This window comes from Serratia inhibens, from assembly GCF_003591175.1.
In the GTDB taxonomy this organism is placed as follows: Bacteria; Pseudomonadota; Gammaproteobacteria; order Enterobacterales; family Enterobacteriaceae; genus Serratia; species Serratia inhibens.
Genome location: NZ_QYYG01000001.1, coordinates 1,462,946 through 1,487,305 on the forward strand (window position 1 = coordinate 1,462,946; position 24,360 = coordinate 1,487,305).

Consider the following 24,360-nt stretch of genomic DNA (forward strand, 5'->3'; position numbering starts at 1 on the left):
TCAGCGGCGAGAGGGCATGTAGGTTACGGTTTGCGCGCCGGGGCGTCGCCAGCCACGTAATACTCTGCGGTACTGCGCGGCAGCGGCGCACGCCGGCGAATGTTGTCGGCAATCTTCTCGGCAATCATTATGGTGGTGGCGTTCAGGTTACCGGTAATGATCAGCGGCATGATGGAGGCATCCACCACCCGCAACCCTTCCATGCCGTGCACCCGGCCCTGGCCGTCGACCACCGCCATTTCATCTTCGCCCATTTTGCATGAACAGGAAGGGTGAAAGGCGGTTTCAGCATGCTCACGCACAAAAGCGTCCAGTTGCTCGTCGGTCTGTACCTCCGGCCCCGGGCTGATTTCGCGACCGCGGTACTCGTCCAGCGCCGGCTGAGCCATGATTTCACGCGTAATGCGGATCGCATCGCGGAACTCCTGCCAGTCTTGCTCTGTCGCCATATAGTTGAACAGGATGCTCGGATGCTGACGCGGATCTTTCGATTTTACCTGTACCCGGCCACGGCTTGGCGAGCGCATCGATCCGACATGAGCCTGGAACCCGTGTTCTTTGACCGCATTGCTGCCGTTGTAATTAATCGCCACCGGCAGGAAGTGATACTGGATATTCGGCCAGGCGAACTCCTCGCGGCTACGGATAAAGCCGCCGGCTTCAAACTGGTTACTGGCGCCAATGCCAGTGCCGTTGAACAGCCACTCTGCGCCAATCTTCGGCTGGTTGAACCATTGCAGTGCCGGATACAGCGACACCGGTTTTTTACAGGCGTACTGCAGATACATTTCCAGGTGATCCTGCAAGTTCTCACCGACGCCCGGCAGATCGTGCACCACCTCAATATCCAGGCTTTTCAACAACGACGCAGGGCCAACACCGCTGCGTTGCAGGATCTGCGGCGACGCAATCGCCCCGGCGCACAGCAGCACTTCACGCCGCGCGCTGGCGCTGTTGATCTGATTGCCGTCGCCCTGCAAATAGTCGACCCCCACCGCACGTTTGCCGTCGAAGCGGATACGATCGGTCAGCGCATGGGTAACGATTTTCAGATTTGGGCGTGAACGCGCCTGATCCAGATAACCGCGAGCGGTACTGGCGCGGCGGCCTTTCGGCGTCACGGTACGATCCATCGGGCCGAACCCTTCCTGCTGATAGCCGTTCAGGTCCTCGGTACGCGGATACCCTGCCTGCACGCCGGCTTCCACCATCGCGTGGAACAGTTCATTGTTGCCGGTTTTCGGGGTAGTGACGCTGACCGGGCCGTCGCCGCCGTGATAATCGTTCGGCCCGATGTCGCGGGTTTCCGCCTTGCGGAAATACGGCAGGCAGTCCAGATAGCTCCAGTCTTCCAGACCCGGCGCCGTTGCCCAGTTGTCGAAATCCATCGCGTTGCCGCGGATGTAACACATGCCGTTGATCAGCGAAGAGCCGCCCAGGCCTTTGCCGCGGCCGCATTCCATACGGCGGTTGTTCATGTGGGGTTCGGGATCGGTTTCGTAGGCCCAATTGTAGCGGCGGCCCTGCAGCGGGAAGGCCAGCGCGGCCGGCATCTGCGTACGAAAATCCATCCGATAATCCGGGCCGCCGGCTTCCAGCAGCAACACGCTGACATCGGCGTCTTCGGTTAAACGGGTGGCTAATACGTTACCGGCAGAGCCGGCACCGATAATGATGTAGTCAAATTCCATTAATGATCTCCTTATCCCCTTCGTCTTTCAAGCCGCAGCGTTGTTGGGGGTGTACGCACTTGCCACCTAGCTGCAGCTTGAAATCCATTGGGTATAAATATGTAGGGTCAAGAACTTGGGGGGCCTCAGCATTCGGAAGCCCCAACAACGCTGTAGCGCGAAAGGCGACGGGAATATCAGAACACCGAGGCGTATTCGCCCAACTCTACTTGCACCGACTTGATCTGGGTGTAGTGCTCCAGCGTACTCAGGCCATTCTCGCGGCCGACGCCGGATTGTTTGTAACCGCCAACCGGCATTTCCGCCGCCGACTCGCCCCAGGTGTTGATCCAGCAAATGCCGGCTTCAAGCTGGTGAATCACGCGGTGGGCGCGGGTTAAATCCTTGGTCACCAGCCCTGCGGCCAGGCCGAAGGTGGTGTCGTTGGCACGGCGTACCACTTCTTCTTCGCTGTGATAGCTGAGGATGCTCATCACCGGGCCGAAGATTTCTTCGCGCACAATTTCCATGTCGTCGCGGCAATCGGTAAACACCGTCGGTGCCACATAGGCGCCCTTGGCATATTCGCCTTCGGTCACGCGCTCACCGCCGCACAGCAAACGCGCGCCGCTGTTCTTGCCGCTCTCGATAAAGCGCAACACGGATTCCATATGCGCGAAGCTGACCAGCGGCCCGAAATTGGTTTGCGGATCGGTAGGATCACCCAGACGAATGCGCTTCACGCGCTCGAGAATTTTCGCTTCAAACTGCGCCTGCAGCGCCGCCGGAACAAACACGCGCGTACCGTTGGTGCACACCTGGCCGGAGCTGTAGAAATTGGCCATCATGGCGATGTCGGCGGCGCGATCCAGATCGGCGTCGTCAAAGATAATCAGCGGCGACTTGCCGCCCAGTTCCATGGTGACTTCTTTCAGCGTGGAACCGGAGGCGTTGGCCATCACTTTCTTGCCGGTTTTTACCCCGCCGGTGAAGGATACCTTGGCGATGCCCGGATGATCGGTCAGATACTGGCCGACCTCTGCGCCGCTGCCGGTGAGCACGTTGAACACGCCGTCCGGCACGCCGGCTTCGGTGTAGATCTCGGCCAGCTTCAGCGCCGTCAGGGAGGTCACTTCGCTCGGTTTGAAGATCATCGCGTTGCCCGCCGCCAGAGCCGGCGCGGACTTCCACAAGGCAATCTGAATCGGGTAGTTCCAGGCGCCGATACCGGCCACCACGCCCAGCGGTTCACGGCGGGTATAAACGAAAGAGGTGTCGCGCAGCGGGATCTGCTGACCTTCGATAGCCGGGATCAGCCCTGCGTAGTATTCCAGTACGTCGGCGCCGGTGACGATATCAACAGCGGTGGTTTCCGACATCGCCTTGCCGGTATCCAGCGTTTCCAGCGCCGCCAGTTCGTCATTGCGCTCGCGCAGAATATCCACCGCACGGCGCAGAATGCGCGAACGCGCCATCGCCGTCATCGCCGCCCACACCTTCTGCCCGCTGGCTGCGCTGGCAACCGCACGGTTGACGTCTTCAGCGCTGGCGGACTGGATCTCGGCAAGCACTTCGCCATTCGCCGGGTTCACTGCGTTGAAGGTTTTCACCTCGGTACTGTCTACATAGGCGCCATTAATATAGAGCTTCTGCAAGCCAAAACGGGACATAGGTTCTCCTTGGATTGTCCTCAGGGTGGCGTTTGCCCCCGGAGTTGAAACGTAATGTAATCGGTAGTGAGCGCGATCGCCTGCGCCTGGTTAAACGCCGCACCGCGCAGTGCGCTGCGCAACCACAGACCGTCGATCAACGCCGCCAGCCCTTTGGCCGCCAAACGCGCCTGCGCCTGCGGCAAGGTGCGTCTGAATTCGGCGCACAGATTGGAATACAGACGACGGCCATTCACCTGCTGCAACCGGTTAAGCTGCGGCTGATGCAGGCTGCTGGCCCAAAAGGCCAGCCAGGTTTTCATCGCTGCGCTGTTGATCTGGCTGTCGTCGAAGTTGCCGGCAACGATCGCCTGCAGCCTTGAAGCCGGGCTCTGGTCGTTGAGCGCCTGCAACCGCAGCTTCACCGCCTCGCCCAAATGGCTGATCAAATAGCGCATCGTGGCTTCCAGCAAGCCGTTCTTGTCCTTGAAATAGTGGCTGATGATGCCGTTGGAAACGCCCGCCCTGCGCGCTATCTGCGCAATGGTGGCATCATGCATTCCGACTTCGTTTACCGCGGCCAGCGTGGCATCAATCAACTGCTGCCTTCTTATTGGCTGCATTCCTACCTTTGGCATAATTCGACTCTCGCAAAACCGACTTCGGCCTCATCTCAGCGGCGAATTTCATCGACTTTCAGCCTGCTGAACTTGGTCTTCATGTGGACTATTAAACTTTTTTTTGATTGAACGTTCAATAAAAATTGCATATATTTTATTGCTGCCTGGTTACAAAAATGTACTTTTCGGTTGTGGAACTGGCTGATTTTTGTGAGGTATTTAACGAATCTGACCAAAATCAGTGTCTGTAAGCGGTTCCCACCACGAAACGATTTCCCGTTTCGTTAACAGGCTAAACGGCAAACAGTGCCGCTTTTTATCCGCACTTTCCGGACGACGCCTGCGCGCCGTTCAGAGCAGAAATGTGGGCACGATTTTACTCAGTTGTTAAAAATAGAGGACGACGATGACAACCAGCGAAACCTCCTCAAAACCGCAACAGGATCGCCTTAATCCTGTGGTTTTCTTTACCTCGGCAGGGCTGATTCTGGCCTTCTCGCTGATGACCATCTTTTTTACCGATTTCTCCGGGCGATGGATCACCCGCACCCTGAATTGGGTTTCAACCACCTTCGGCTGGTATTACCTGCTGGCCGCCACCCTGTACATCGTATTCGTGGTGTTTATCGCCGCCTCGCGCTTCGGTTCGATCAAGCTCGGGCCGGAACAGTCCAAGCCCGAGTTCAGCCTGATGAGCTGGGCGGCGATGCTGTTCGCCGCCGGCATCGGCATCGATTTGATGTTCTTCTCGGTCGCCGAACCCGTGACGCAATATATGATGCCGCCGGAAGGCGATGCCCAAACGCTGGAAGCGGCGCGACAGGCCATGGTGTGGACGCTGTTCCACTATGGGCTGACCGGCTGGTCGATGTATGCGTTGATGGGCATTGCCCTCGGTTATTTCAGCTACCGCTATAACCTGCCGCTGACCATACGTTCGGCGCTGTACCCGATCTTCGGTAAACGCATCAACGGCCCTATCGGCCACAGCGTGGATATCGCGGCGGTGCTGGGCACCATTTTCGGCATCGCCACCACGCTCGGCATTGGCGTGGTACAGCTCAACTATGGATTGAAGGTGCTGTTCCAGGTGCCGGAAAACCTGACGGTTCAAAGCGCACTTATCCTGCTTTCGGTGATTATGGCCACCATTTCGGTGACCTCAGGCGTCAACAAGGGCATTCGTATTTTGTCTGAGCTCAACGTGTTGCTGGCGCTGGGTTTGATCCTGTTCGTGCTGTTCTGCGGCGATACCGAGTTCCTGCTCAATGCGCTGGTGCTCAACGTCGGCGATTACGTCAACCGCTTTATGGGCATGACGCTCAACAGCTTCGCCTTCGATCGTCCGGTGGAATGGATGAACAACTGGACCCTGTTCTTCTGGGCCTGGTGGGTGGCGTGGTCGCCGTTTGTCGGCCTGTTCCTGGCGCGTATTTCGCGCGGGCGTACCATCCGTCAGTTTGTGGTCGGCACGCTGATCATTCCTTTCGTGTTCACCCTGCTGTGGCTGTCGATCTTCGGTAACAGCGCGCTGTACCAGATTATCCACGGCAATGCCGCCTTTGCGCAGGAAGTGATGCAATACCCGGAACGCGGCTTCTACAGCCTGCTGGCGCAATACCCGGGCTTCACCTTCAGCGCCTCGGTGGCCACCATTACCGGCCTGCTGTTCTATGTGACCTCGGCGGATTCCGGCTCACTGGTGCTGGGCAACTTTACCTCGCGCCTGGCCGACATCAATAACGATGCACCCAACTGGCTGCGGATTTTCTGGTCGGTGGCCATCGGCCTGCTGACCATCGGCATGCTGATGACCGACGGGGTGCCCGCACTGCAGAAAACGACGGTGATCATGGGCCTGCCGTTCAGCTTTGTGATCTTCTTCGTGATGGCCGGGTTGTATAAATCGCTGCGGGTCGAGGACTATCGCAAGGCCAGCGCGCTGAACACCAACGCACCCATGCCGATTTCGAGCAATGACGTGCTGAACTGGAAGCAACGCCTGTCGCGGGTAATGAACTACCCCGGCACCCAGTACACGCAAAAAATGCTGGATACCCGTTGCCGACCGGCAATGCAGGAAGTGGCGCGTGAGCTGGAACTGCGCGGTGCCAAAGTGGAATTTACCGAAGTGCCGCCGGCAGAAGATGAGCGTTTGAACCACCTGGAACTGCTGGTGCATTTGGGCGAAGAGCAGAACTTTATCTATCAGATTTGGCCACAGCGTTATTCGGTGCCGGGTTTCACCTATCGCGCCCGCTCAGGCAAATCGCACTATTACCGGCTGGAAACCTTCCTGATGGAAGGCACCCAGGGCAATGATCTGATGGACTACAGCAAGGAGCAGGTGATCGGCGATATCCTCGATCAGTACGAAAAGCACCTGAACTTCCTGCATATTCACCGCGAAGCGCCGGGCAATACCCTGACCTTCCCGGATATGTAACCCCCGCTAAAACCCAAAAGGCCACACCACGTGGCCTTTTGTTTCTGCGGAGTTCGCCACTACTGGAGCCGATTACAGCTTCATTGCACCTGTCGCTCTACAAACCACGTTGAATTCATCGGCAGCAGGAAATATCAGGCTAAAGGTTATTCGAGCAGCCTTATCCCCTTGCGCGCATTCTGCACGGGCCTTACCGCCGTGCAACGTCATGATCGCACTAACGATCGCCAGCCCCAGGCCGCTGGCATGGCTGCCGGCGCTGCGGGCGGCATCGACACGGTAAAAACGGTCGAACAGCTTGTCCAGGTGCACCGGTGAAATGGGCCGTCCCTGATTGACCACCTGTACCACTCTCTCTCCCGTCGGCTGACTGACCACCTGCAACTGTATCTGGCTGTTTTCGTCGGCATAACGCACCGCGTTGGCGACCAGATTGCTCAACGCACGTTGGAACAGCATCGCATCCGCCAGCAGTGGCCCTTCGCCCTGGCAAACCAAAGTGATGCCCCGCTCTTCCGCCAGGCCTTCGAAATAGTCCGCCACCCGCCGCAGCTCCTGCGTCACATCCAGGCGGCTATAGTTCAGCACCGCCTGCGCTTCCCCGGCACGCGCCAGAAACAGAATATTTTCCACCATGCGCGAAATGCGCTCCAACTCGTCCATATTGTTCGACAACAGGGTTTCATACTCTTCCACGCTGCGCGGCTGATACAGCGCCACCTGACAATGCCCCATCAACGCCCCCACCGGGGTGCGGATCTCGTGCGCCAGATCGGCGGAAAACTGCGTCAGGCGCTGATAGCCTTCATTCAGCCGATCGAGCATGGCATTAAACGAACGGGTCAGCTGTTGCAGTTCTGTCGGCACCCCCTGCTCGCTCAGGCGGGTCGACAGCGTATTCGGCGTGATCACGGCCGCCTGCGCCGCCATGCGCCACAGCGGCTGTAACCCACGGCGCATCACCCAATAACCCAGCAATGCGATCAGCACAAACGCCACCGCCACAGCGGCCACAATTCGCCAAAGGTAACGCGCCAGCATCTTCTGTTCATTGAACATCACGTGAGCCGCCGAGATCTGCAGCAGGTTGCCGTCATCCAGCCTCACCAGCGCCGATGCGACACGCAATGGCACGCCCTGCGCCGTTTCCCCACTTCTTATGGCACTCAGTAGCTGCGGCGCATCGGCCGGCGTCGGCGTAACGGGCGGCAGGCTCAACCTGGCCGGATTGACGTTGATTAACGGTTTTTGCCCCGGCTGCTGAAAAATCAATACGTCCTGTTCATTACCCAGCATGTTTTCAAACAGGCCGGTGTTGGCCACCAACCGGTCGAGCGGAAAGCGCTGGCTCAGCAAATGACGAAAATACTCCACCCGGCCGGTAACCTGAAAATCGCTGCGGGTGGTCATCTCCTGACGCATAGCGCCATACAGATACCAGCCTGCGCCACTGACCACCAGCGCCGCCACCAAAGCGAACAGCATGGCGCTGCGCAACGTCAGCGACAGGGCGCGCCAGCGTTGAGCCAGTGCGTTCATGAGCGCGGCTCGCAGACATAACCGATGCCACGCACGGTATGGATCAGCTTGATATCGAACGGCCGGTCAATCTTGGCGCGCAGGCGTTTGATCGCCACATCCACCACGTTGGTGTCGCTGTCAAAATTCATGTCCCAGACCTGCGAGGCGATCAGGGTGCGCGACAGCACCTCGCCTTCGCGCCGCACCAACAGGTGCAACAGCATAAACTCCTTATTGGTCAGCGGGATCACCACATCCTGCCGCACCGCCTTGCGGCGCAACACGTCGAGCTGCAGATCGGCAAGGGTATAGTGATCGGCTTCACGCACCGTGCCGCGCCGCAGCAGCGTACGGATACGCAACACCAATTCCGTGAAAGAAAAGGGTTTAATCAGGTAATCCTCGGCGCCCAGTTCCAGGCCATGAATGCGATCCTGCACCCCGTCACGCGCAGTCAGAAACAGGATCGGCACGTCGCTTTTCTTGCGCAGCACTTCCACTATCTGCCAGCCGTCCAGCCCCGGCAGCATCACGTCGAGCACGATGGCGTCGTAACCGTGCTCCAGCGCCCGGAACAACCCGTCAGTGCCGTTACGCGCCAGATCGACGCTGTACCCTGCCTCTCCCAGCCCTTTTTTCAGGTAATCACCCGTGCTGATGTCGTCTTCAACCACCAGTATCCGCATTGTCGTCACCTCATTGCACTTGCGGAAATACTAGCAGTTTCGGCGGACATTCTTGATGACATTAATGTCATCAAACGGACATGGTGCTGTCCCTATTGTTCGACCATGCTTAACCGGCAACCCATACAAAGGAGAACTTTATGATTACCCGTCATCGTTTTGCCGGTTTATTGCTGTCCACCCTGATGCTGTGCAGCGGCATTGCCGCCGCCGCCCCGGCACCGGGAAAAGTCATTGCCCCACTGCGTGGCACCATCGATCAAATCACCGACAACAGCCTGCAATTGACTGACCGTAAAGGGGAAAAGGTCAGCGTAAAAATCAACGACCAAACCAAGGTGTTCAGCGTTTCGAAAGGCACGCTGGAGGATATCAAGCCGGACAGCTTTATCGGCACCGCCGCCGTACCGCAAGCGGATGGCACCCTGAAAGCGCTGGAAGTGCACGTGTTCGCCGCCAGCCTGCGCGGCACCGGCGAGGGTCATTCGGCCTGGGAATCCGCCGACGGCAAGGTAGACACCATGACCAACGGCACCGTCGGCAAGCTGGTGAAATCCAACGGCCGCACCCTGACCGTGACCTACGGCAACCAGCAGAAAACCGTCGCCGTACCGGAAGATGTGCCGATCGTCACCCTGGATCCCGGCGATCGCAGCCTGTTGAAACCGGGCGCGCATATCGTGCTGTTCTCCGCCACTGACGATAAAGGCGAACGTGTTGCCACCCGCATTTCCGCCGGTAAAGACGGCACCGTGCCGCCAATGTGATTCGGGAGAAAAAGATGAAAACCAACGCGCCGCGGCCGGTGCATCGTTGGCCGGTCCGGATCACCCATTGGGTTAACCTGTTCGCCATGATTTGCATGTTCATGAGCGGCTGGGAAATCTATAACGCTTCACCGCTGTTCGGCTTCCGTTTTCCGCCGCAGATGACACTCGGCGGCTGGTTGGGCGGCGCGATTGGTTGGCATCTGGCGGTGATGTGGCTGCTGGCTTTTAACGCGTTGTGCTACCTGTTGTGGAGCCTGTTCAGCGGCCATTTTCGGCGCGATCTGCTGCCGCTCGGCCTCGGCGCGCTGCGGCGCGATATCGGGCAGGCGCTAACGCTGCGTTTGAAGCATCAACACGGCCGCTATAACGCCATTCAGAAGTTGATGTACCTCGGCGTACTGGTACTGGGGCTGCTGTTGGTGCTCTCCGGACTGGCCATCTGGAAACCCGTGCAGCTACAAGGCCTGGTGGACCTGTTCGGCGGGTTTGACACCGCGCGCTACGTGCACTTTTTCGCCATGTCCGCCATCGGGTTATTTGTAGTGATTCACCTGCTGATGGTGATTATCGTGCCACGCACGCTATGGGCAATGATTACGGGTGGCAAACATGAATGATAAACAACGGCGCCCTTCGACGCCGGCCCTGGAACCGGATCAGAAAAAACAGCTGGTCAACCTGCAACGTCGCCTGATGCTGCGCTCCGGCCTGACGCTAGGCGGCATCGCCATGCTGACCGGTTGTAACCTGCAGGACGGCGATCAGGTGGATAAAGTGCTGTGGGCCATGTCGCGCTGGAACGATCGGGTGCAGGCCTGGCTGTTCAGCGGCCAGCGGCTGGCGCAAACCTATCGGCCGGATCAGATTACTCACCCCTTCCCGTTCAACGCGTTTTACCCCGAGTACAACGTCCCGGAGGTGGATCTCGCCAGCTATCGGCTGGAGGTTTCCGGCAAGGTGGAAAAAAACGCCCCCTGGACGCTGGAACAATTGCAGCGCCTGCCGCAGCAAAGCCAGATAACCCGGCTGATCTGCATCGAAGGCTGGAGCGCCATCGGGCAATGGGGCGGCGTACCGCTGCGCAGCTTCCTGCAACATGTCGGCGCAGATCTGAACGCCCGCTACGTCGGTTTCAAGTGCGCGGATCGTTATTACTCCAGCATCGACATGGCCACCGCGCTGCACCCTCAGACCCTTCTGGCTCTGGATTTCGGCGGCAAGGCGCTACCGGCGGACTACGGCTACCCGCTGCGGCTGCGGGTGCCCACCAAACTGGGCTTCAAGAACGCCAAGCATATCGCTGCCATTTTTGTCAGCGATACCAATCCCGGCGGCTACTGGGAAGATCAGGGCTATAACTGGTTTAGCGGTATTTAGTTTTCTGCGCAGTACTGCGCAGAACCCACCCCGCCGGCTGGAAAAGAACATTAATCCCCGTTAATAATTCACCGCTAGCAAGGAAGGTAACTATAGGAAAAGTAATAACAAAAAGGATTTTATCATGGATATTGATGTCAGGGCGTGGCACACCTGGGTGGCGGGCACATTCAGATATCAGATAACGGTGAACAAAGGTGGGGGACGTGCAGCGAAATACTATCTCGATATCAAAAAGATAACCCAGGAAATGCACCATTGGTTTATGCATATTTATGTCGATTCGGAAATTTTAGATAACGCTTATATGCTGGAGTTTTATAATATCGAAGCGTTGAATTTTACCGTCGGACAAAAGCATTCGGCATTCGATACCTACACCACCATGAATTACACCTTTCGTGAACGCGAACTGTTGTTCGTTAAAGGGGTTGGCGAAGCAATCATCAATTTCGCCGCTCGATCCCAGGCCAGGCTTGTTTTTAGCGCACCATTAAGGCCCGCATTAGCCAAAATCTATGATTCTTTGTTGAAAAAACACGCCCAAGGAGTACAGTATTTATACAGAATGGAATTCATAAAGGACGGACTCTATGTTATCGAAATCCAGCGTATCAGAACAACCGCAGGAACAAGCTTCAACAGATCTGAGCATTAAAGAGCAGCGACTGAAAGCCATACAAACCTTCCACGATGCCTGGTGGGAGGAAAGATGTCAGGAATGGCGTGAGCGCGGTAGCCTTGGCGAGCCAGGGCCGATTATCTTCAGCAATAAATTCACTTCGCCGCAATAACCCCCGCCTGGGGGTTTCTCTATTTAAACCTCATTTTCTGATATCCATCTGCAAAATCATTTCTGCGCACCGATACAGCCCTGTACCATCGCGAAATTACCGGATTACGGAGTTGGGACATGCCTAAATTTGCTGCCAATTTATCGATGATGTTTAACGAACTGCCATTCCTGGAGCGGTTCGAGGCCGCCGCGGGCGCAGGATTCAAGGCGGTGGAATTCCTGTTCCCCTATGAATATCCAGCCGAATTGCTGGCGGAACGGCTGCGGCGTAATGATCTGCAACAGGTGCTGTTCAATGCCCCGCCGGGCAATGTTGAAGCCGGTGAATGGGGCCTGGCGGCAGTCCCTGGCCGCGAACAGGATGCGCGCGCCGATATCGAACGTGCGCTGGTCTACGCCATCACTCTCAATTGCCCCTGTGTACACGTGATGGCCGGTTTGGTCCCGCCGGGAGCGCAGTGGCAGCGCTATCGCGAGACCTTTATCGGCAATATCCGCTATGCCGCCGATACCTTCGCCAGGCACGGCATCAAGGTTTTAATCGAAGCCCTCAGCCCGCAGGTAAAGCCCCGGTATCTGTTCTCCAGCCAACATCAGGCCGCGCAACTGGTCGAGGCTATCGATCGCCCGAACGTTTTCATTCAGTTTGATTTTTTCCATGCTCAGCTGGTGGATGGCAATATCGGCGGCCTGATAACCTCGCTGGCCGGGCGCTATGCTCATATTCAGATCGCATCGGTGCCAGATCGCCATGAACCTGACGATGGCGAGCTTAATTATCCCTGGCTGTTCGCTCAGTTGGACAATATAGGTTACCAGGGCTGGATCGGCTGCGAGTACAAACCCCGTGGCGAAACCGGTGCCGGTCTTGGCTGGATAAAGCCTTACCTCTAATAGCTGGCGATGTCACTTCTCTGGCATACTCCACACACCACTTTTGGCTCTGTGCAGGAAAAAACAATGCCGCTTATCACCACCGCTCCGACGCTGCTGACCGAACGTTTACGCCTGGATGCGCATAGGCTTGACGACTTTGAATCGCTGGCCGCCATGTGGGCCGATCCCGAGGTGGTGCGCTATATCGGCGGCACGCCGAGGGATCGTGAAGACTCCTGGGGCCGCCTGATGCGTTACGTCGGCCACTGGGCGCTATTGGGTTATGGCTACTGGGCGGTACGCGATAAAATCAGCGGCGCTTATCTTGGCGGCATCGGTTTTGCCGACTTCCAGCGCACTATTATCCCGGCGCTCGATGCCCCGGAGATGGGCTGGACGCTGGTAACGGCGGCACAAGGCAAAGGTTATGCCACCGAAGCGTTGCGGGCGGCATTGGCCTGGGGGAAAGAGCACTTACCCGGCGATAAGGCGGTATGCATTATCTCGCCGGAGAACCAGCCTTCTCTGGCGCTGGCAAGAAAAGTCGGTTTTAGCGAAAGCCACCGCAGTGAATACCATCAGAATCCGATTGTGGTGATGCACTGCCCCTTATGAACGCGGGCTTTAAGGCGCCTGTGCCGTCGCCAGCGCAACCTGAATAAAATTATCCCGTAACGCGTCGGGTTGCTGCGGGTTCCAGGCAATGCCCACCTGCCATTCGGTCAAAGCACCGCTTAACGCTAAAATGTCGATGCCCGTCGGCACAATATGGGTGACGCTTTGCGGCAACAGCGCCACGCCAATGCCGGCGGCAACCAGCGCCAGCAGCGTCTGGATGTCCCCGGCCTGCTGCACCACATGCGGCGTCAGTTGATGCGCGGCAATAAAGCGCAGCGACTGATCGCTCAGGCCGCGCCCGCGCTTGGGCGTCAGTTGCAACAGTGGCAACGAGTTAAATTGCTCCATCAGGGTTTCCGTCCGCAGCGCCAGCGTCGATGGTGCCGCCAATACCAGCCGATCGCTCAGCAATGCCGTGGCCCGCAGCGGCGCACTGACCGGTAACCGCACGAACCCCACCTGCAATTCTCCCTGCAATAACAGCTGATATTGCTGCTCCGAGGGCAGATCCTCCAGCCCCACGGCAACCGCTGGAAAACGTTGACGGAAGGCGGCGACCAGCCGCGGCGCCAAATGAAAGCTGGACAGGCCGAACCCGAGCGCCAGCCGCCCCGCCTCCCCTTGTACCACCCGCAAAGCGTGCTGTTGAAACTGCAGATGCCGGTCAACCAACGTCTGGGCTTCGGGATACAACCGCTGCCCGCTGGCGGTAAGCTGAGCGCCCTGGCGACCACGGTTAAACAGCCGGGCGCCGAGCAGCATTTCCAGCGACTGGATCTGTTTGCTCAACGCCGGCTGAGTGATGCACAGCCGCTCCGCCGCCAGACGATAATTACCCTGTTCGGCCAGCACCACGAAGGCGCGCAGTTGTTTTATATCCATTCCACCAGGTTATCGATTTAGGAATTTAATTGATTATACAGTAATCAATATGCCTGCTGTAATCAACGCCAGATAACAGCCAAAGGTAACCTTATGACAACCTCTCTGCGCGCCGCGACGGTGCAATTTCAGCATCGCGCCAATGATAAAAACTACAACCTGTCGGTGATGGAGGGCTTTATCGCCCGCGCCGCCGCCGAACAGATCCAGGTATTAACCTTTCCGGAAATGTGCATTACCGGCTACTGGCACGTACGGCACCTCAGCGCCGGCGAGATTGGCGCGCTGGCGGAACCGATCGCCGACAGCCCTTCGCTGGCGCGCATTCGTCCGTTGTCGGAACGCTATAATATGGCAATCGGCGTCGGGTTGATTGAGCTGGGCGAGGATGGCAACTATTACAACGCCTACGCCGTATGCCTGCCTGACGGTGGCCTTCACGTTCACCGTAAACTGCACGCCTTTGAACATGAGGCGATAGCCAGCGGCGACAGCTTTACCCTGTTCGATACCCCCTGGGGAGTGCGGATGGGCGTTCTGATTTGCTGGGACAATAACCTGGTGGAAAACGTACGCGCCACCGCTCTGCTGGGAGCAGACGTGCTGTTGGCACCGCACCAGACCGGTGGCACCCACTCGCGCAGCCCGCACGGCATGAAGCCGATCCCGCTGGCACTATGGCAGCAGCGCAAAGAGCATCCGGCGGCGATAGAAGAAGCCTTTCGGGGCGAACATGGCCGCGGCTGGCTAATGCGCTGGTTACCGGCGCGCGCACATGACAATGGCCTGTTTATTCTGTTCAGCAACGGCGTGGGTCGCGATGACGACGAAGTGCGCACCGGCAACGCGATGATCCTCGATCCCTATGGCCGTATTCTGGCGGAGACATGGGCGGCAGAAGATAAAATGGTGATCGCCGATCTCGATCTGTCGTTGATCCCGCTCAGCACCGGGCGGCGCTGGATCCACGGTCGTCGACCGGCATTATATGGCATCCTTACGGAACCTCAGGGTTACGAGCGTGATGCCCGCAGCGCCCGTTTCTCGTCGCAACCGGCGCAAAAATTGGGTAAGTAGCGCCGAATTTCAGGCAAAAAAAATCCGCCCGAAGGCGGATTTTTATCCGGTACGGCCAACTGCACCGCACGCTCACGCCCGCAGGCATGGAGAAATCTTAGAAACGGTAGCCTACGCCAACCATCCAGGTGCCAACGTCAACACTGCGGATGCGGCTCTGCTCGTAACCTACGTCCAGAGCAACTTCCTGGATTGGGTTGAACTGCAGACCAGCGCCGTAAGTGAAGCCGTAGTCGCTGTTGCCGTTACGATCGGTGCCATCTTGTGCATTAGCGATGTTTTTGCCGTAGCCAACACCAACTACACCGTAGATGCTTGCCCAGTCGTTGAAGCGGTAAGCTGGACCGGCAGTGATTGAGTTGTACTGCGCTTTACCGTAGTAACCGTCTTGAGAACCGTTCTTTTCCAGATGGGTAAAGGAACCGATCACGCCCAGTGGGCTGTTGTCGAACTCGTAACGGTACTTCAGGTTGAAACCGTCGGCTTTGTTGGCAACGCCTTGGAGATCACCCTGCGCATAGCCAGCGGATACGGTGCTCTGACCAGCGAATGCGGTACCTGCGGTTACTGCTAATACACAGGCTGCTACTGCGGAAAGACATGCAATTTTTTTCATAACCACCTCAAACGCGTTATATTTTTAAGTAAATCCATTTGTTCATGCATTGAAAATATAGCAAAAATTAGCGTGAAACTCTGCCTTAAAATGAGTGTCTAACGCTTTATATCGTGTAACATAAGATTTCAAGAACAGTGTATCTGCTTCTTTTCGCTCTATTTTCGAGCCGCATTCTACTCTTTTGTGTGACAACAATCACCTATTTAATATCCAGACAATTCCGAAATAAATGCGCACTTTTTGACCAAATCTGCTTTTGTAGCGCAGGAAGGTGGCAGCATTTATCGTTTCGCACGCTTTTCGCAGACACATTTACCTCATTTCATTTACACTGCCCTCATCCAGATTTCGACTGTCTTCCCAAGGCTGTGGAAGGCGAACAAAAGGCTCATAAGGATGTCTGCGTCTACACCCGCTAAAGCGTCTTCCGCGCTGCTACCCATCTGTTTGTTAATCATCGCCATGGTGTCGATCCAGGGCGGCGCCTCGCTGGCCAAAAGCCTGTTTCCGCTGGTAGGCGCGGAAGGGATCACCACGCTGCGCCTAAGCATCGGTACGTTGATTCTGTTTATTATCTTCCGCCCATGGCGCATGCGTTTCGCCGCCGGCAGCCGCCTGCCGCTGCTGGTCTATGGCCTGGCGCTGGGCGCCATGAATTACCTGTTTTACCTTTCGCTGCGCACCCTGCCGCTCGGTATCGCCGTGGCGCTGGAGTTCACCGGGCCGCTGGCGGTCGCCATGTTTTCCTCACGCCGCGCGATCGACTTTTTATGGGTAGCGCTGGCGCTGGTCGGGTTGTGGTTCCTGTTGCCACTTGGCCATGATATGGGCAGCATCGACCCGTTTGGCGCGGCCTGTGCGCTTGGCGCAGGCGCCTGCTGGGCGGTCTATATTATTTTTGGCCAGAAGGCCGGCGGCGATCACGGGCCAGGCACGGTGGCGGTCGGTTCACTGATAGCCGCTTTGGTATTCTGCCCGATTGGGGCCTGGCAAGCCGGTAGCGTATTGCTGAATGTCGATATTCTGCCCACGGCGCTGGCGGTGGCGATCCTCTCCACCGCACTGCCTTATTCGCTGGAGATCATCGCACTGCCCAAAATCCCGGCGCGTACCTTCGGCACTCTGATGAGCCTTGAGCCGGCAATGGCGGCACTTTCCGGCATGCTGTTCCTTAATGAGCACCTGACCCCGGTGCAATGGCTGGCTCTGGCGGCGATTATCGCGGCATCGATGGGCTCGACTCTGACCATCAAATCCAAACCGCAAATCGAAAAACTGTCCTGAAAATCGGATACGCCCACATTTGCCAGAAGCGGAATGCTGGCGGGTTAACTGTTTTCGCACTGATAAGCAGGCATACTATTCCCACAGCAACCGATGCTTTTTATGGAACCCAACCCGGCTGGGTTGATCACATGGAGAAAACTAAAGTGATTTATAACACCCTGTTTAACCCACGCTACGGCCGTGGCATGTCGCCGATATTGGTTAAAGCCCTTACGGCCCTCCGTCAATACGATCTGCCTGAGCTGGCGCTGGGGCGGCATGAGATCGACGGCGAGAAGCTCTTTATGGAGGTAATGTCGCTGACAACCGGGCCGGCGCAAGCCCATCGAGCCGAACTGCATCGGGAATATGCCGCTATCCATCTGCTAATCAGCGGCGAAGAGCGCATCGATTACGGGCTGCCGGGAGGTTGGCAAAGCGATCAGCCCTACGACGAGAAGCAGGATCAGCAACTGTCGGATATCAGCCGCCATCGCCAAACGCTGCATATGTTTCCCGGTATGTACGCCATCTTCTTGCCCCATGAGCCGCATCAACCCAACTGCCAGTTGACTGCCCCAACGGTTATCAAGAAAGCGGTGGTGAACGTGCATTACAGCCTGCTGCTGTAGTCGATTAACCTTGGGGTAAAGAACGAATAAACTCCAGGGTCTGCCCGGGTGAACGCAGCCGAATGAAACGGATATGCCCATACCGGGCATTATTCATATCATCAAGGTAACTGGCCCGGTTTTTACGGTAGGTTTTGAGGGTCCACAGAATTATCGAGTCGCGGCTGAAAAAAGAGCGGCGAAAACTTTCACGATTACCGGTGTCGGGCCACAATTCAGTGCGGGTCCAGGCGCGCATGGCCGCACGGCGCACCGCCTGAAACAACGTGCGGCAGAACCCGTAGTCCACCCACACGACCCAATCGACCTCACGCCACTTGAGCGATTTGGTTCGGGTATAATTGCCGTCCAGCACCCAGCCGCTGTCCGCATCGCCCAACACCTGAGCGAGACGGGCCAAAAACTCGTCATCCGGCGTGCCTTGCCAGTCCCGCCGCCAAAACAGCCTATCCAGCTCGATATAAGGGACTGCGAATTTCTCTGCCAACTGGCGCGCCACCGTGCTTTTGCCACTGCCGCTGGTTCCCACTACGTTAATTTTCATAGGATTATAGCGATAAATAAGAGGGGGAATTATTTTAACCAGATGTTATCAAGCTATCAACCTGAATTAACAGTCAATTAATATGCTTACACAATAACTACCAATTAAAAATATATTCTTATGAAAAATAAAACCACAACGGCAACTCCTCATATTTAAATTATTATCATCGCTCGAATCACACTCTATCTTTAAAGATATAAATACATAAAATTCAATTGGTTAATTAAATAAAACGAGTGGAGAAAATTGCATTTTAATTTCTAATGCCAATTTTCCATTCGTTATGACCTATTTATCCAATAGCCATTTTCGTGCTGCAAGAATGAATATGGCTGCTATAATTATTTCCGTGACAAAAATAGGACAACGACCCACAAAGAGGATATCTGATATGAGTACCGCTAAACTGGTGAAAACGAAATCTTCTGATCTGCTTTACACCCGTAATGACATGGACGAAAAAACAAAACTGGCTGCTATCAAGGCCCTGAACCATCAGGTAGTGCAGTTTATTGACCTGTCGTTGATCACCAAACAGGCACACTGGAATATGCGCGGTGCCAACTTTATTGCCGTCCATGAAATGCTGGACGGGTTCCGCACCGCGATCACCGAGCATCAGGATACCTTCGCCGAGCGCATAGTGCAGTTGGGCGGCGTGGCACTGGGTACCGTGCAGGTGGTGAACGATAAAACGCCCCTGAAAAGCTACCCAACCAACATCCACAGCGTGCAAGAACATCTGAAAGCCTTGGCGGATCGTTATGGCGCAGTGGCGAACGACATTCGCAAGGCCATCTCCGAAGTAGAAGATGAAGATACTGCCGATATGTTCACTGCCGCATCACGCGATCTGGACAAGTACCTGTGGTTTATCGAATCCAATATTGAATAACCCCCGGTAAGCGTTATCCCCAACCCGCTTTGCGGGATTAAACAGGCTGCGGGCTTTTTCTCCGGCCTGTTTTTCTTTTTGCGCCGCTTGAATTGCTCAAAAAAACGCCCATAGTAGACTTAATCAGACAGCGCCTGGTCGCGTTATATACAGAGGAATACGGCGAAGACACCGAAGCGAGGTCAACATGGCAAACGGATGGGCGGCGGATGGTGCCGTACAGGATCAAATCGACTCCACCGTTGATGATGCAGTGCAACGTGCACGACATGCACTGGGTCAAGGTGAAAGCGAACGTTATTGTCAGGAGTGCGGCGAAGAAATCCCCCTGGTGCGCCGCCAGGCGTTAAAAGGCGTCCGCTATTGTCTGGTCTGCCAAACCGAACAGGACAAAAAGCAGGCCGACAGCGGCTTGTATAACCGGCGCGGAAGCAAAGACAGCCAGTTGCGCTAAGGTGGCGGCTAATCAAGAGCACCGGGTTCTGAAGCCATTTTCTGTACTTATCGAACACTCCTGCACCATATGCAACAACCATGAATCATAAAAGTTAGAGTTAGTTATCAATATTGAAGCGAAACTGTTAACTATCGGTTGTTTCACCCCCATTATTTGGTTAATGATAGGCCAATGCACCAGCACGAAACCAAAAGCACCATTTTGGGGCCTCAGTTTGGTGCATAAAAATAATAATACGCCTTTAAGGCACAACATCGCATCACAACTCTTTGTTTTTATGGTAGTTGCAAACATGGCACGATTTTTTCATGGCACCAACTGCAATATAAAAAATGGGTAATCCGCAACCTGTACAGGAAATTCCTCACATGAAGTCAATTTTCAAAGTCTCCCTGGCCGCACTTTCGCTGGCTTTTGCCGTAAGCTCCCACGCAGCAGACAAACTGGTCGTCGCAACCGATACCGCATTCGTTCCTTTTGAATTCAAACAAGGCGACAAATACGTTGGCTTCGATATCGACCTGTGGGCCGCGATCGCTAAAGAACTGAAATTGGATTACACCCTGAAACCTATGGATTTCAGCGGCATTATCCCGGCGCTGCAAACCAAAAACATCGATTTGGCGCTGGCAGGCATCACCATCACCGAAGAACGTAAAAAAGCCATCGAGTTTTCCGACGGTTACTACAAAAGCGGCCTGTTGGTTATGGTTAATGCCAACGACGACAGCGTAAAAAGCGTGAAGGATCTGGACGGTAAAGTGGTAGCGGTGAAGAGCGGCACCGGCTCGGTGGATTACGCCAAGCAGAACATCAAAACCAAAGATCTGCGTCAGTTCCCGAACATCGATAACGCCTATATGGAACTGGGTACCAAGCGCGCTGACGCGGTACTGCACGATACGCCAAACATCCTGTACTTCATTAAAACCGCAGGCGCAGGCAAGTTCAAAACCGTCGGTGAATCTCTGGAAGCCCAGCAATACGGCATCGCCTTCCCGAAAGGCAGTGACGATCTGCGCGTGAAGGTGAACGGGGCGTTGAAAACGCTGCGCGACAACGGTACCTACAACGAAATCTACAAAAAATGGTTCGGTACCGAACCTAAATAACGGGTGAAGTCAGCCACTGTTTAACTTGAGCACGGGGGTTGTGCCTTAGCCCCTGCGCTTTGTTGTATCTGATTCCCAGCGTTGGGATCATCGGGAGAAAACACCATGCAGTTCGACTGGAGCGCCATCTGGCCCGCCATCCCCATTCTGTTAGAAGGCGCCAAAATGACCCTGTGGATTTCGGTCCTCGGTCTGACTGGCGGCCTGATCATCGGCCTTGTCGCCGGCTTTGCCCGTACCTACGGCGGTTGGATTGCCAACCATATCGCCCTGGCGTTCATCGAAGTGATCCGCGGTACGCCAATCGTGGTGCAGGTGATGTTTATTTACTTCGCCCTGCCAATGGCGTTCAGCGATTTACGCATAGATCCGTTTAGCGCGGCGGTGGTCACCATCATGATCAACTCCGGCGCCTACATTGCGGAAATTACCCGTGGTGCGGTGTTGTCGATCCACAACGGATTCCGTGAAGCGGGCCTGGCGTTGGGTCTGTCGCGCCGTGAAACCATCCGTTACGTCATTATGCCGCTGGCGCTGCGCCGCATGCTGCCGCCGCTGGGTAACCAGTGGATCATCAGCATTAAAGACACGTCGCTGTTCATCGTGATCGGCGTGGCGGAACTGACCCGTCAGGGCCAGGAAATTATTGCCGGCAACTTCCGTGCGCTGGAAATCTGGAGCGCCGTGGCGGTTATCTATCTGATTATCACCCTGGTGCTGAGCTTCGTTCTGCGTCGTCTGGAAAGAAGGATGAAAATCCTGTGATTGAATTTAAAAACGTCTCCAAGCATTTTGGCCAAACCCAAGTGCTGCACAATATCGACCTGAAAATTAACCAGGGTGAAGTCGTAGTGATTATCGGGCCTTCCGGCTCCGGCAAATCCACGCTGCTGCGCTGCATCAACAAACTGGAAGAGATCACCAGCGGCGATCTGTTCGTCGATGGTCTGAAAGCCAACGATCCCAAGGTCGACGATCGCCTGATCCGTCAGGAAGCCGGCATGGTGTTCCAACAGTTTTACCTGTTCCCGCACCTGACGGCGCTGGAAAACGTCGCCTTTGGCCCGATCCGCGTACGCGGTCTGAAAAAGTCGGAAGCGGAAAAACTGGCGCGTGAACTGTTGGCCAAAGTGGGCCTGGCGGAACGCGCGCATCACTACCCTTCCGAACTGTCCGGCGGCCAACAGCAGCGCGTGGCTATCGCCCGTGCGCTGGCGGTAAAACCGAAAATGATGCTGTTCGATGAACCCACCTCGGCGCTTGACCCGGAACTTCGTCACGAAGTGCTGAAGGTTATGCAAGATCTGGCCGAAGAAGGCATGACCATGGTGATCGTGACCCACGAAGTCGGCTTTGCCGAGAAAGTGGCGTCGCGTCTGATCTTCATCGACAAGGGCCGTATAGCCGAAGACGGCAACCCGCACGATCTGATCAACTCGCCGCCAAGCCCGCGCCTGCAAGAGTTCCTGCAGCACGTTTCCTGATTTATCCTGCTCAGCGGCGGGCGCATTCTGCGCCCGCCGTTTCTATTTTAGCCGGCTTTCTCACGCCACACACATCTCCATTTTCCGAGTATTCCCTGTTTTTTAAGTCGCAGGCGAGCATCCTGCCGCCCCCAAGCGGTTATCGACCGCGGCTACAAGGCTGGTCGCCAAGGAAGGCCGCCACGTCCTGCAGATAAGCTTCATCCTGCACCGATCGGGGGGCGAATAGGCCAATCACATTGATCAGCACCGGATGGCGGACAAACAGTGGCTTTAACATCTTGTGGTCAGCGCGCTCAATCCGCGTGACCGTCAACAGGCTGGCGGGAATATTTTGCCGATACACGCGTTCGGTTTCATCCACATCCACATTAAGATCGCGCCCACCGACGATCAGATGCACCGGCGTTGTGAAGTTACGCAATCCCTTGGTGGCATCGCTGGCCATATTGGCGCGAATAAACCGCCAGCGATCGGCGCTTAACGGCGCCAGAGGCCCATATTCTCTGCCGTACTGCGCATAGCCGTTCGGCTGGCCAAGCAACGACAGCAGGTGTCGATCCTGCGCCTCGCGCGTCTGAATCTGTCGTTCAGTCATCGCCGCCGCGGCCATCTCCGCACGGGTGTTATAACGCCCCTGACGAAGCCAGTTAATTGCCGGCGCTACCGCTAACGTAAAGGCGATATCCGGTCGTTGCCCGGCAATTTCCGGCATTACCCAGCCGGCCTGACTGGCCCCCCACAGTCCGACGCATTGCGAATTAAAACGCTCATCCTTTCTGGCCCAATCAATAATGTCGACCGCTTCTTTGGCCCGATCGTTCATGGTTTGATGCAGCCAGTTGCCGGAGGAACCGCCGACACCCGCTTTATCGAAGGCCAAGACGGCGTATCCTTGCTTCGCCATGGTTTCCCAGACGCTGTAATAGCCTTCATCGAGGCTGGCGTTGGCTGGGCCATCGCCATGAATGAAGACGATCACGCCCGGTTTGCCGGACGCGAGCTTAGGTAGCACTAGCGTACCGGTCAACCGATTTCCGCCTGCCTCCAGCGCGATCCGTTCGGTGATAAATTGGTAATCATTGGCATAGAGGACCCACCCCAGCATCGCCAATATCAGCATCAACGCGCAGGCCACTATTTTTTTCATCGTCCCACTCCGAGGTTTTTTTCCATTACCAGCCAACTGGCCTGGCGGAACAGCAACCAAAGCGAGAGGTATTGCTTTGGTTGACCGCTCCTGAAGCCGCATTGCCGATAGAGGTGCTGCGCACCGACGTTTTGTTGGCTCACATGCAGACATAGTCGGAGGTTCGGCCGACGCGCCACTGCATATTCGTCTATCCATTGAAGCAACATTTTTCCCACGCCTTTTCCGCGCTGCGTTTCATCCACCGCCAGATATGAGAGATAGACCTCATCGGCTGCAGGAACATGCTGCAGCACCGCAATTTGCAGGTACATCCGCCAAAAATTCCACAGGCCGTAGCAACGGCACAGACGCATTATCGGCAGAGATCGTCCCCGTAAGACGGCATTTCCCGACGAGTCGGCAAAGGTCAATCCAAATGCCGCAACTATCTTGCCGGATCGCCTGACGACAAAGTTATGCTCTTGGCTGTCACGCTGTTTCCAGTTCCACAGCCGGTAAAACAGCCGCCACTGCTGACGCGCGCTTAAACCGCTCGGACGTCGAAATTTATCGCTGAAGGCGGAATAAATAAGCGCTGCCGTCTGCAAACGGCAGGATTCACGATAAGGCTCCACATCAAGCATCGCGGTCTCCGTTATTGTTATCGGAAGATCAACTGCTCCAGCAGTGGGTTTGGCGTGACCGCCGTCGGTGTGCCGGATGGAAAAATCGTCTGACGCCAGGCCTGGCTTTCGATAGCGTCAAGGATGAGTTGGGCAAGTTCGCGAGGATTTAATGCCGGCTCTATCACTTCGCTTTGTTGCGCCAGAGTAATGACCTGCTCCAGCGCATCCGTCAGTTGCTGCTGATTGGCGCTGAATGTCTTGGCCAGGGCAGGGTTTCGTGCCACTTCCGCCACGATTTCCGCCGACAGTTGCACGTTGTCCGGTGAAGCAACAAAAGCATAATAGGCGGTAAAAAAAGCGGATAACGCCTGCCTCGGCCGATCCTTTTCGGCCATCAATTGGGTAGCCAGCTCGGTAAAAAAACGACTCTCCATAAACGCAATTTCGCCGATCAACGCTTCCTTTCCGGCAAAGTGATTGTAGAGATTGCCCACGCTAACCCCTGCCACCTGCGCAATATCCCGCATGCTGGTCTGGTGGAACCCTTTGTGGGTAAAGCTGTACAACGCGGCATCAACGATTTTTTCACGGTTTCCCATCGG

Annotated in this window: 26 protein-coding genes; 15 read left to right on the forward strand and 11 right to left on the reverse strand. The window is 56.0% G+C overall.

The features are described 5' to 3' along the window. Positions 1-23 precede the first annotated feature (23 nt). From betA to betI, 3 genes are all read right to left on the reverse strand, one after another. Entirely contained in the window at positions 24-1,691 is a 1,668-nt protein-coding gene (gene betA, locus D4100_RS06920) for a choline dehydrogenase (protein WP_119803726.1), read from the reverse strand. A gap of 176 nt (positions 1,692-1,867) precedes the next feature. Continuing rightward, positions 1,868-3,340, reverse strand: coding sequence for a betaine-aldehyde dehydrogenase (betB, locus tag D4100_RS06925; protein WP_006322122.1), 1,473 nt, complete (start codon positions 3,338-3,340; stop codon positions 1,868-1,870). A 20-nt stretch (positions 3,341-3,360) separates the two neighbouring features. Then, positions 3,361-3,957 carry a transcriptional regulator BetI gene (betI, locus tag D4100_RS06930; protein ID WP_006322121.1) on the reverse strand — a complete coding sequence of 199 codons (597 nt, stop codon included), beginning with the start codon at positions 3,955-3,957 and terminating at the stop codon, positions 3,361-3,363. 388 nt (positions 3,958-4,345) lie between these two features. Between betI and D4100_RS06940 the strand changes: the two genes are divergently transcribed. Further along, positions 4,346-6,385, forward strand: coding sequence for a choline transporter (locus D4100_RS06940; protein WP_006322120.1), 2,040 nt, complete (start codon positions 4,346-4,348; stop codon positions 6,383-6,385). A 72-nt stretch (positions 6,386-6,457) separates the two neighbouring features. Here the strand turns inward: D4100_RS06940 and D4100_RS06945 are convergent, their stop codons facing one another. Both D4100_RS06945 and D4100_RS06950 read right to left on the reverse strand, forming a co-directional pair. Next, a complete protein-coding gene (locus tag D4100_RS06945) occupies positions 6,458-7,924 on the reverse strand; it encodes a heavy metal sensor histidine kinase (RefSeq protein WP_119803730.1) in 1,467 nt (488 codons plus the stop codon). Continuing rightward, a complete protein-coding gene (locus D4100_RS06950; protein WP_119803732.1) occupies positions 7,921-8,592 on the reverse strand; it encodes a heavy metal response regulator transcription factor in 672 nt (223 codons plus the stop codon). The genes D4100_RS06945 and D4100_RS06950 overlap by 4 nt, the downstream gene beginning before the upstream one ends. A gap of 140 nt (positions 8,593-8,732) precedes the next feature. On the opposite strand from D4100_RS06950, the gene D4100_RS06955 reads away from it, so the two are divergent. The 6 genes from D4100_RS06955 to D4100_RS06980 all read left to right on the forward strand — a co-directional run bounded on the left by D4100_RS06955 (position 8,733) and on the right by D4100_RS06980 (position 13,026). Continuing rightward, positions 8,733-9,359 (forward strand): hypothetical protein, encoded by a 627-nt coding sequence (locus tag D4100_RS06955; RefSeq protein WP_119803734.1) that lies wholly within the window; start codon positions 8,733-8,735, stop codon positions 9,357-9,359. A gap of 14 nt (positions 9,360-9,373) precedes the next feature. Beyond that, positions 9,374-9,979 carry a cytochrome b/b6 domain-containing protein gene (locus tag D4100_RS06960; RefSeq protein WP_006322096.1) on the forward strand — a complete coding sequence of 202 codons (606 nt, stop codon included), beginning with the start codon at positions 9,374-9,376 and terminating at the stop codon, positions 9,977-9,979. Beyond that, entirely contained in the window at positions 9,972-10,739 is a 768-nt protein-coding gene (locus D4100_RS06965; protein ID WP_006322095.1) for a molybdopterin-dependent oxidoreductase, read from the forward strand. The genes D4100_RS06960 and D4100_RS06965 overlap by 8 nt, the downstream gene beginning before the upstream one ends. A 124-nt stretch (positions 10,740-10,863) precedes the next feature. Beyond that, positions 10,864-11,397, forward strand: coding sequence for a hypothetical protein (locus tag D4100_RS06970; RefSeq protein ID WP_119803736.1), 534 nt, complete (start codon positions 10,864-10,866; stop codon positions 11,395-11,397). A 255-nt stretch (positions 11,398-11,652) separates the two neighbouring features. Next, positions 11,653-12,429 (forward strand): 2-oxo-tetronate isomerase, encoded by a 777-nt coding sequence (gene otnI, locus D4100_RS06975; RefSeq protein ID WP_119803738.1) that lies wholly within the window; start codon positions 11,653-11,655, stop codon positions 12,427-12,429. Positions 12,430-12,495: 66 nt separating this feature from the next. Beyond that, positions 12,496-13,026 (forward strand): GNAT family N-acetyltransferase, encoded by a 531-nt coding sequence (locus D4100_RS06980; RefSeq protein WP_119803740.1) that lies wholly within the window; start codon positions 12,496-12,498, stop codon positions 13,024-13,026. A 9-nt stretch (positions 13,027-13,035) separates the two neighbouring features. Here D4100_RS06980 and D4100_RS06985 read toward each other — a convergent pair whose 3' ends face one another. Beyond that, the gene (locus tag D4100_RS06985; RefSeq protein ID WP_119803742.1) at positions 13,036-13,911 is read right to left on the reverse strand and encodes a LysR family transcriptional regulator; all 876 of its coding nucleotides are present in this window, start codon (positions 13,909-13,911) and stop codon (positions 13,036-13,038) included. A gap of 93 nt (positions 13,912-14,004) precedes the next feature. Here D4100_RS06985 and D4100_RS06990 point away from each other — a divergent pair, with 93 nt between their 5' ends. Continuing rightward, a complete protein-coding gene (locus D4100_RS06990; RefSeq protein WP_006322089.1) occupies positions 14,005-14,988 on the forward strand; it encodes a nitrilase family protein in 984 nt (327 codons plus the stop codon). A 97-nt stretch (positions 14,989-15,085) separates the two neighbouring features. On the opposite strand, the gene ompX is transcribed toward D4100_RS06990, so the two are convergent. Further along, a complete protein-coding gene (gene ompX / locus D4100_RS06995; protein ID WP_119803744.1) occupies positions 15,086-15,604 on the reverse strand; it encodes an outer membrane protein OmpX in 519 nt (172 codons plus the stop codon). A 399-nt stretch (positions 15,605-16,003) separates the two neighbouring features. On the opposite strand from ompX, the gene rhtA reads away from it, so the two are divergent. Beyond that, positions 16,004-16,891 carry a threonine/homoserine exporter RhtA gene (gene rhtA / locus D4100_RS07000; RefSeq protein ID WP_006322085.1) on the forward strand — a complete coding sequence of 296 codons (888 nt, stop codon included), beginning with the start codon at positions 16,004-16,006 and terminating at the stop codon, positions 16,889-16,891. 146 nt (positions 16,892-17,037) lie between these two features. Beyond that, entirely contained in the window at positions 17,038-17,505 is a 468-nt protein-coding gene (gene nanQ, locus D4100_RS07005) for an N-acetylneuraminate anomerase (protein WP_043913176.1), read from the forward strand. 4 nt (positions 17,506-17,509) lie between these two features. Here nanQ and D4100_RS07010 read toward each other — a convergent pair whose 3' ends face one another. Continuing rightward, complete coding sequence (locus tag D4100_RS07010) at positions 17,510-18,049, reverse strand: P-loop NTPase family protein (protein WP_119803746.1); 540 nt, start codon at positions 18,047-18,049, stop codon at positions 17,510-17,512. Positions 18,050-18,443: 394 nt separating this feature from the next. Between D4100_RS07010 and dps the strand changes: the two genes are divergently transcribed. The 5 genes from dps (at position 18,444) to glnQ (ending at position 22,000) form a co-directional block, all read left to right on the forward strand. Next, positions 18,444-18,947, forward strand: a complete 504-nt coding sequence (dps, locus tag D4100_RS07015) for a DNA starvation/stationary phase protection protein Dps (RefSeq protein ID WP_119803748.1) — start codon at positions 18,444-18,446, stop codon at positions 18,945-18,947. Positions 18,948-19,134: 187 nt separating this feature from the next. Next, on the forward strand, positions 19,135-19,401 hold the full coding sequence (locus D4100_RS07020; RefSeq protein WP_119803750.1) for a DksA/TraR family C4-type zinc finger protein: 267 nt from the start codon (positions 19,135-19,137) through the stop codon (positions 19,399-19,401). A gap of 371 nt (positions 19,402-19,772) precedes the next feature. After that, positions 19,773-20,516, forward strand: coding sequence for a glutamine ABC transporter substrate-binding protein GlnH (gene glnH, locus D4100_RS07030; protein ID WP_006322080.1), 744 nt, complete (start codon positions 19,773-19,775; stop codon positions 20,514-20,516). A 105-nt stretch (positions 20,517-20,621) separates the two neighbouring features. Then, positions 20,622-21,281, forward strand: coding sequence for a glutamine ABC transporter permease GlnP (glnP, locus tag D4100_RS07035; protein ID WP_006322079.1), 660 nt, complete (start codon positions 20,622-20,624; stop codon positions 21,279-21,281). Then, the gene (glnQ, locus tag D4100_RS07040; protein WP_006322077.1) at positions 21,278-22,000 is read left to right on the forward strand and encodes a glutamine ABC transporter ATP-binding protein GlnQ; all 723 of its coding nucleotides are present in this window, start codon (positions 21,278-21,280) and stop codon (positions 21,998-22,000) included. The genes glnP and glnQ overlap by 4 nt, the downstream gene beginning before the upstream one ends. 139 nt (positions 22,001-22,139) lie before the next feature. On the opposite strand, the gene D4100_RS07045 is transcribed toward glnQ, so the two are convergent. From D4100_RS07045 to D4100_RS07055, 3 genes are read right to left on the reverse strand one after another with little or no spacing between them, the layout of a single operon-like run. After that, positions 22,140-23,150, reverse strand: a complete 1,011-nt coding sequence (locus D4100_RS07045; RefSeq protein ID WP_065506124.1) for an alpha/beta hydrolase family protein — start codon at positions 23,148-23,150, stop codon at positions 22,140-22,142. Further along, positions 23,147-23,776: a GNAT family N-acetyltransferase gene (locus D4100_RS07050; protein ID WP_119803752.1), complete on the reverse strand. Its 630-nt coding sequence runs from the start codon at positions 23,774-23,776 to the stop codon at positions 23,147-23,149. The genes D4100_RS07045 and D4100_RS07050 overlap by 4 nt, the downstream gene beginning before the upstream one ends. A 17-nt stretch (positions 23,777-23,793) precedes the next feature. Beyond that, complete coding sequence (locus D4100_RS07055; protein WP_119803754.1) at positions 23,794-24,357, reverse strand: TetR/AcrR family transcriptional regulator; 564 nt, start codon at positions 24,355-24,357, stop codon at positions 23,794-23,796. Positions 24,358-24,360: the final 3 nt, after the last annotated feature.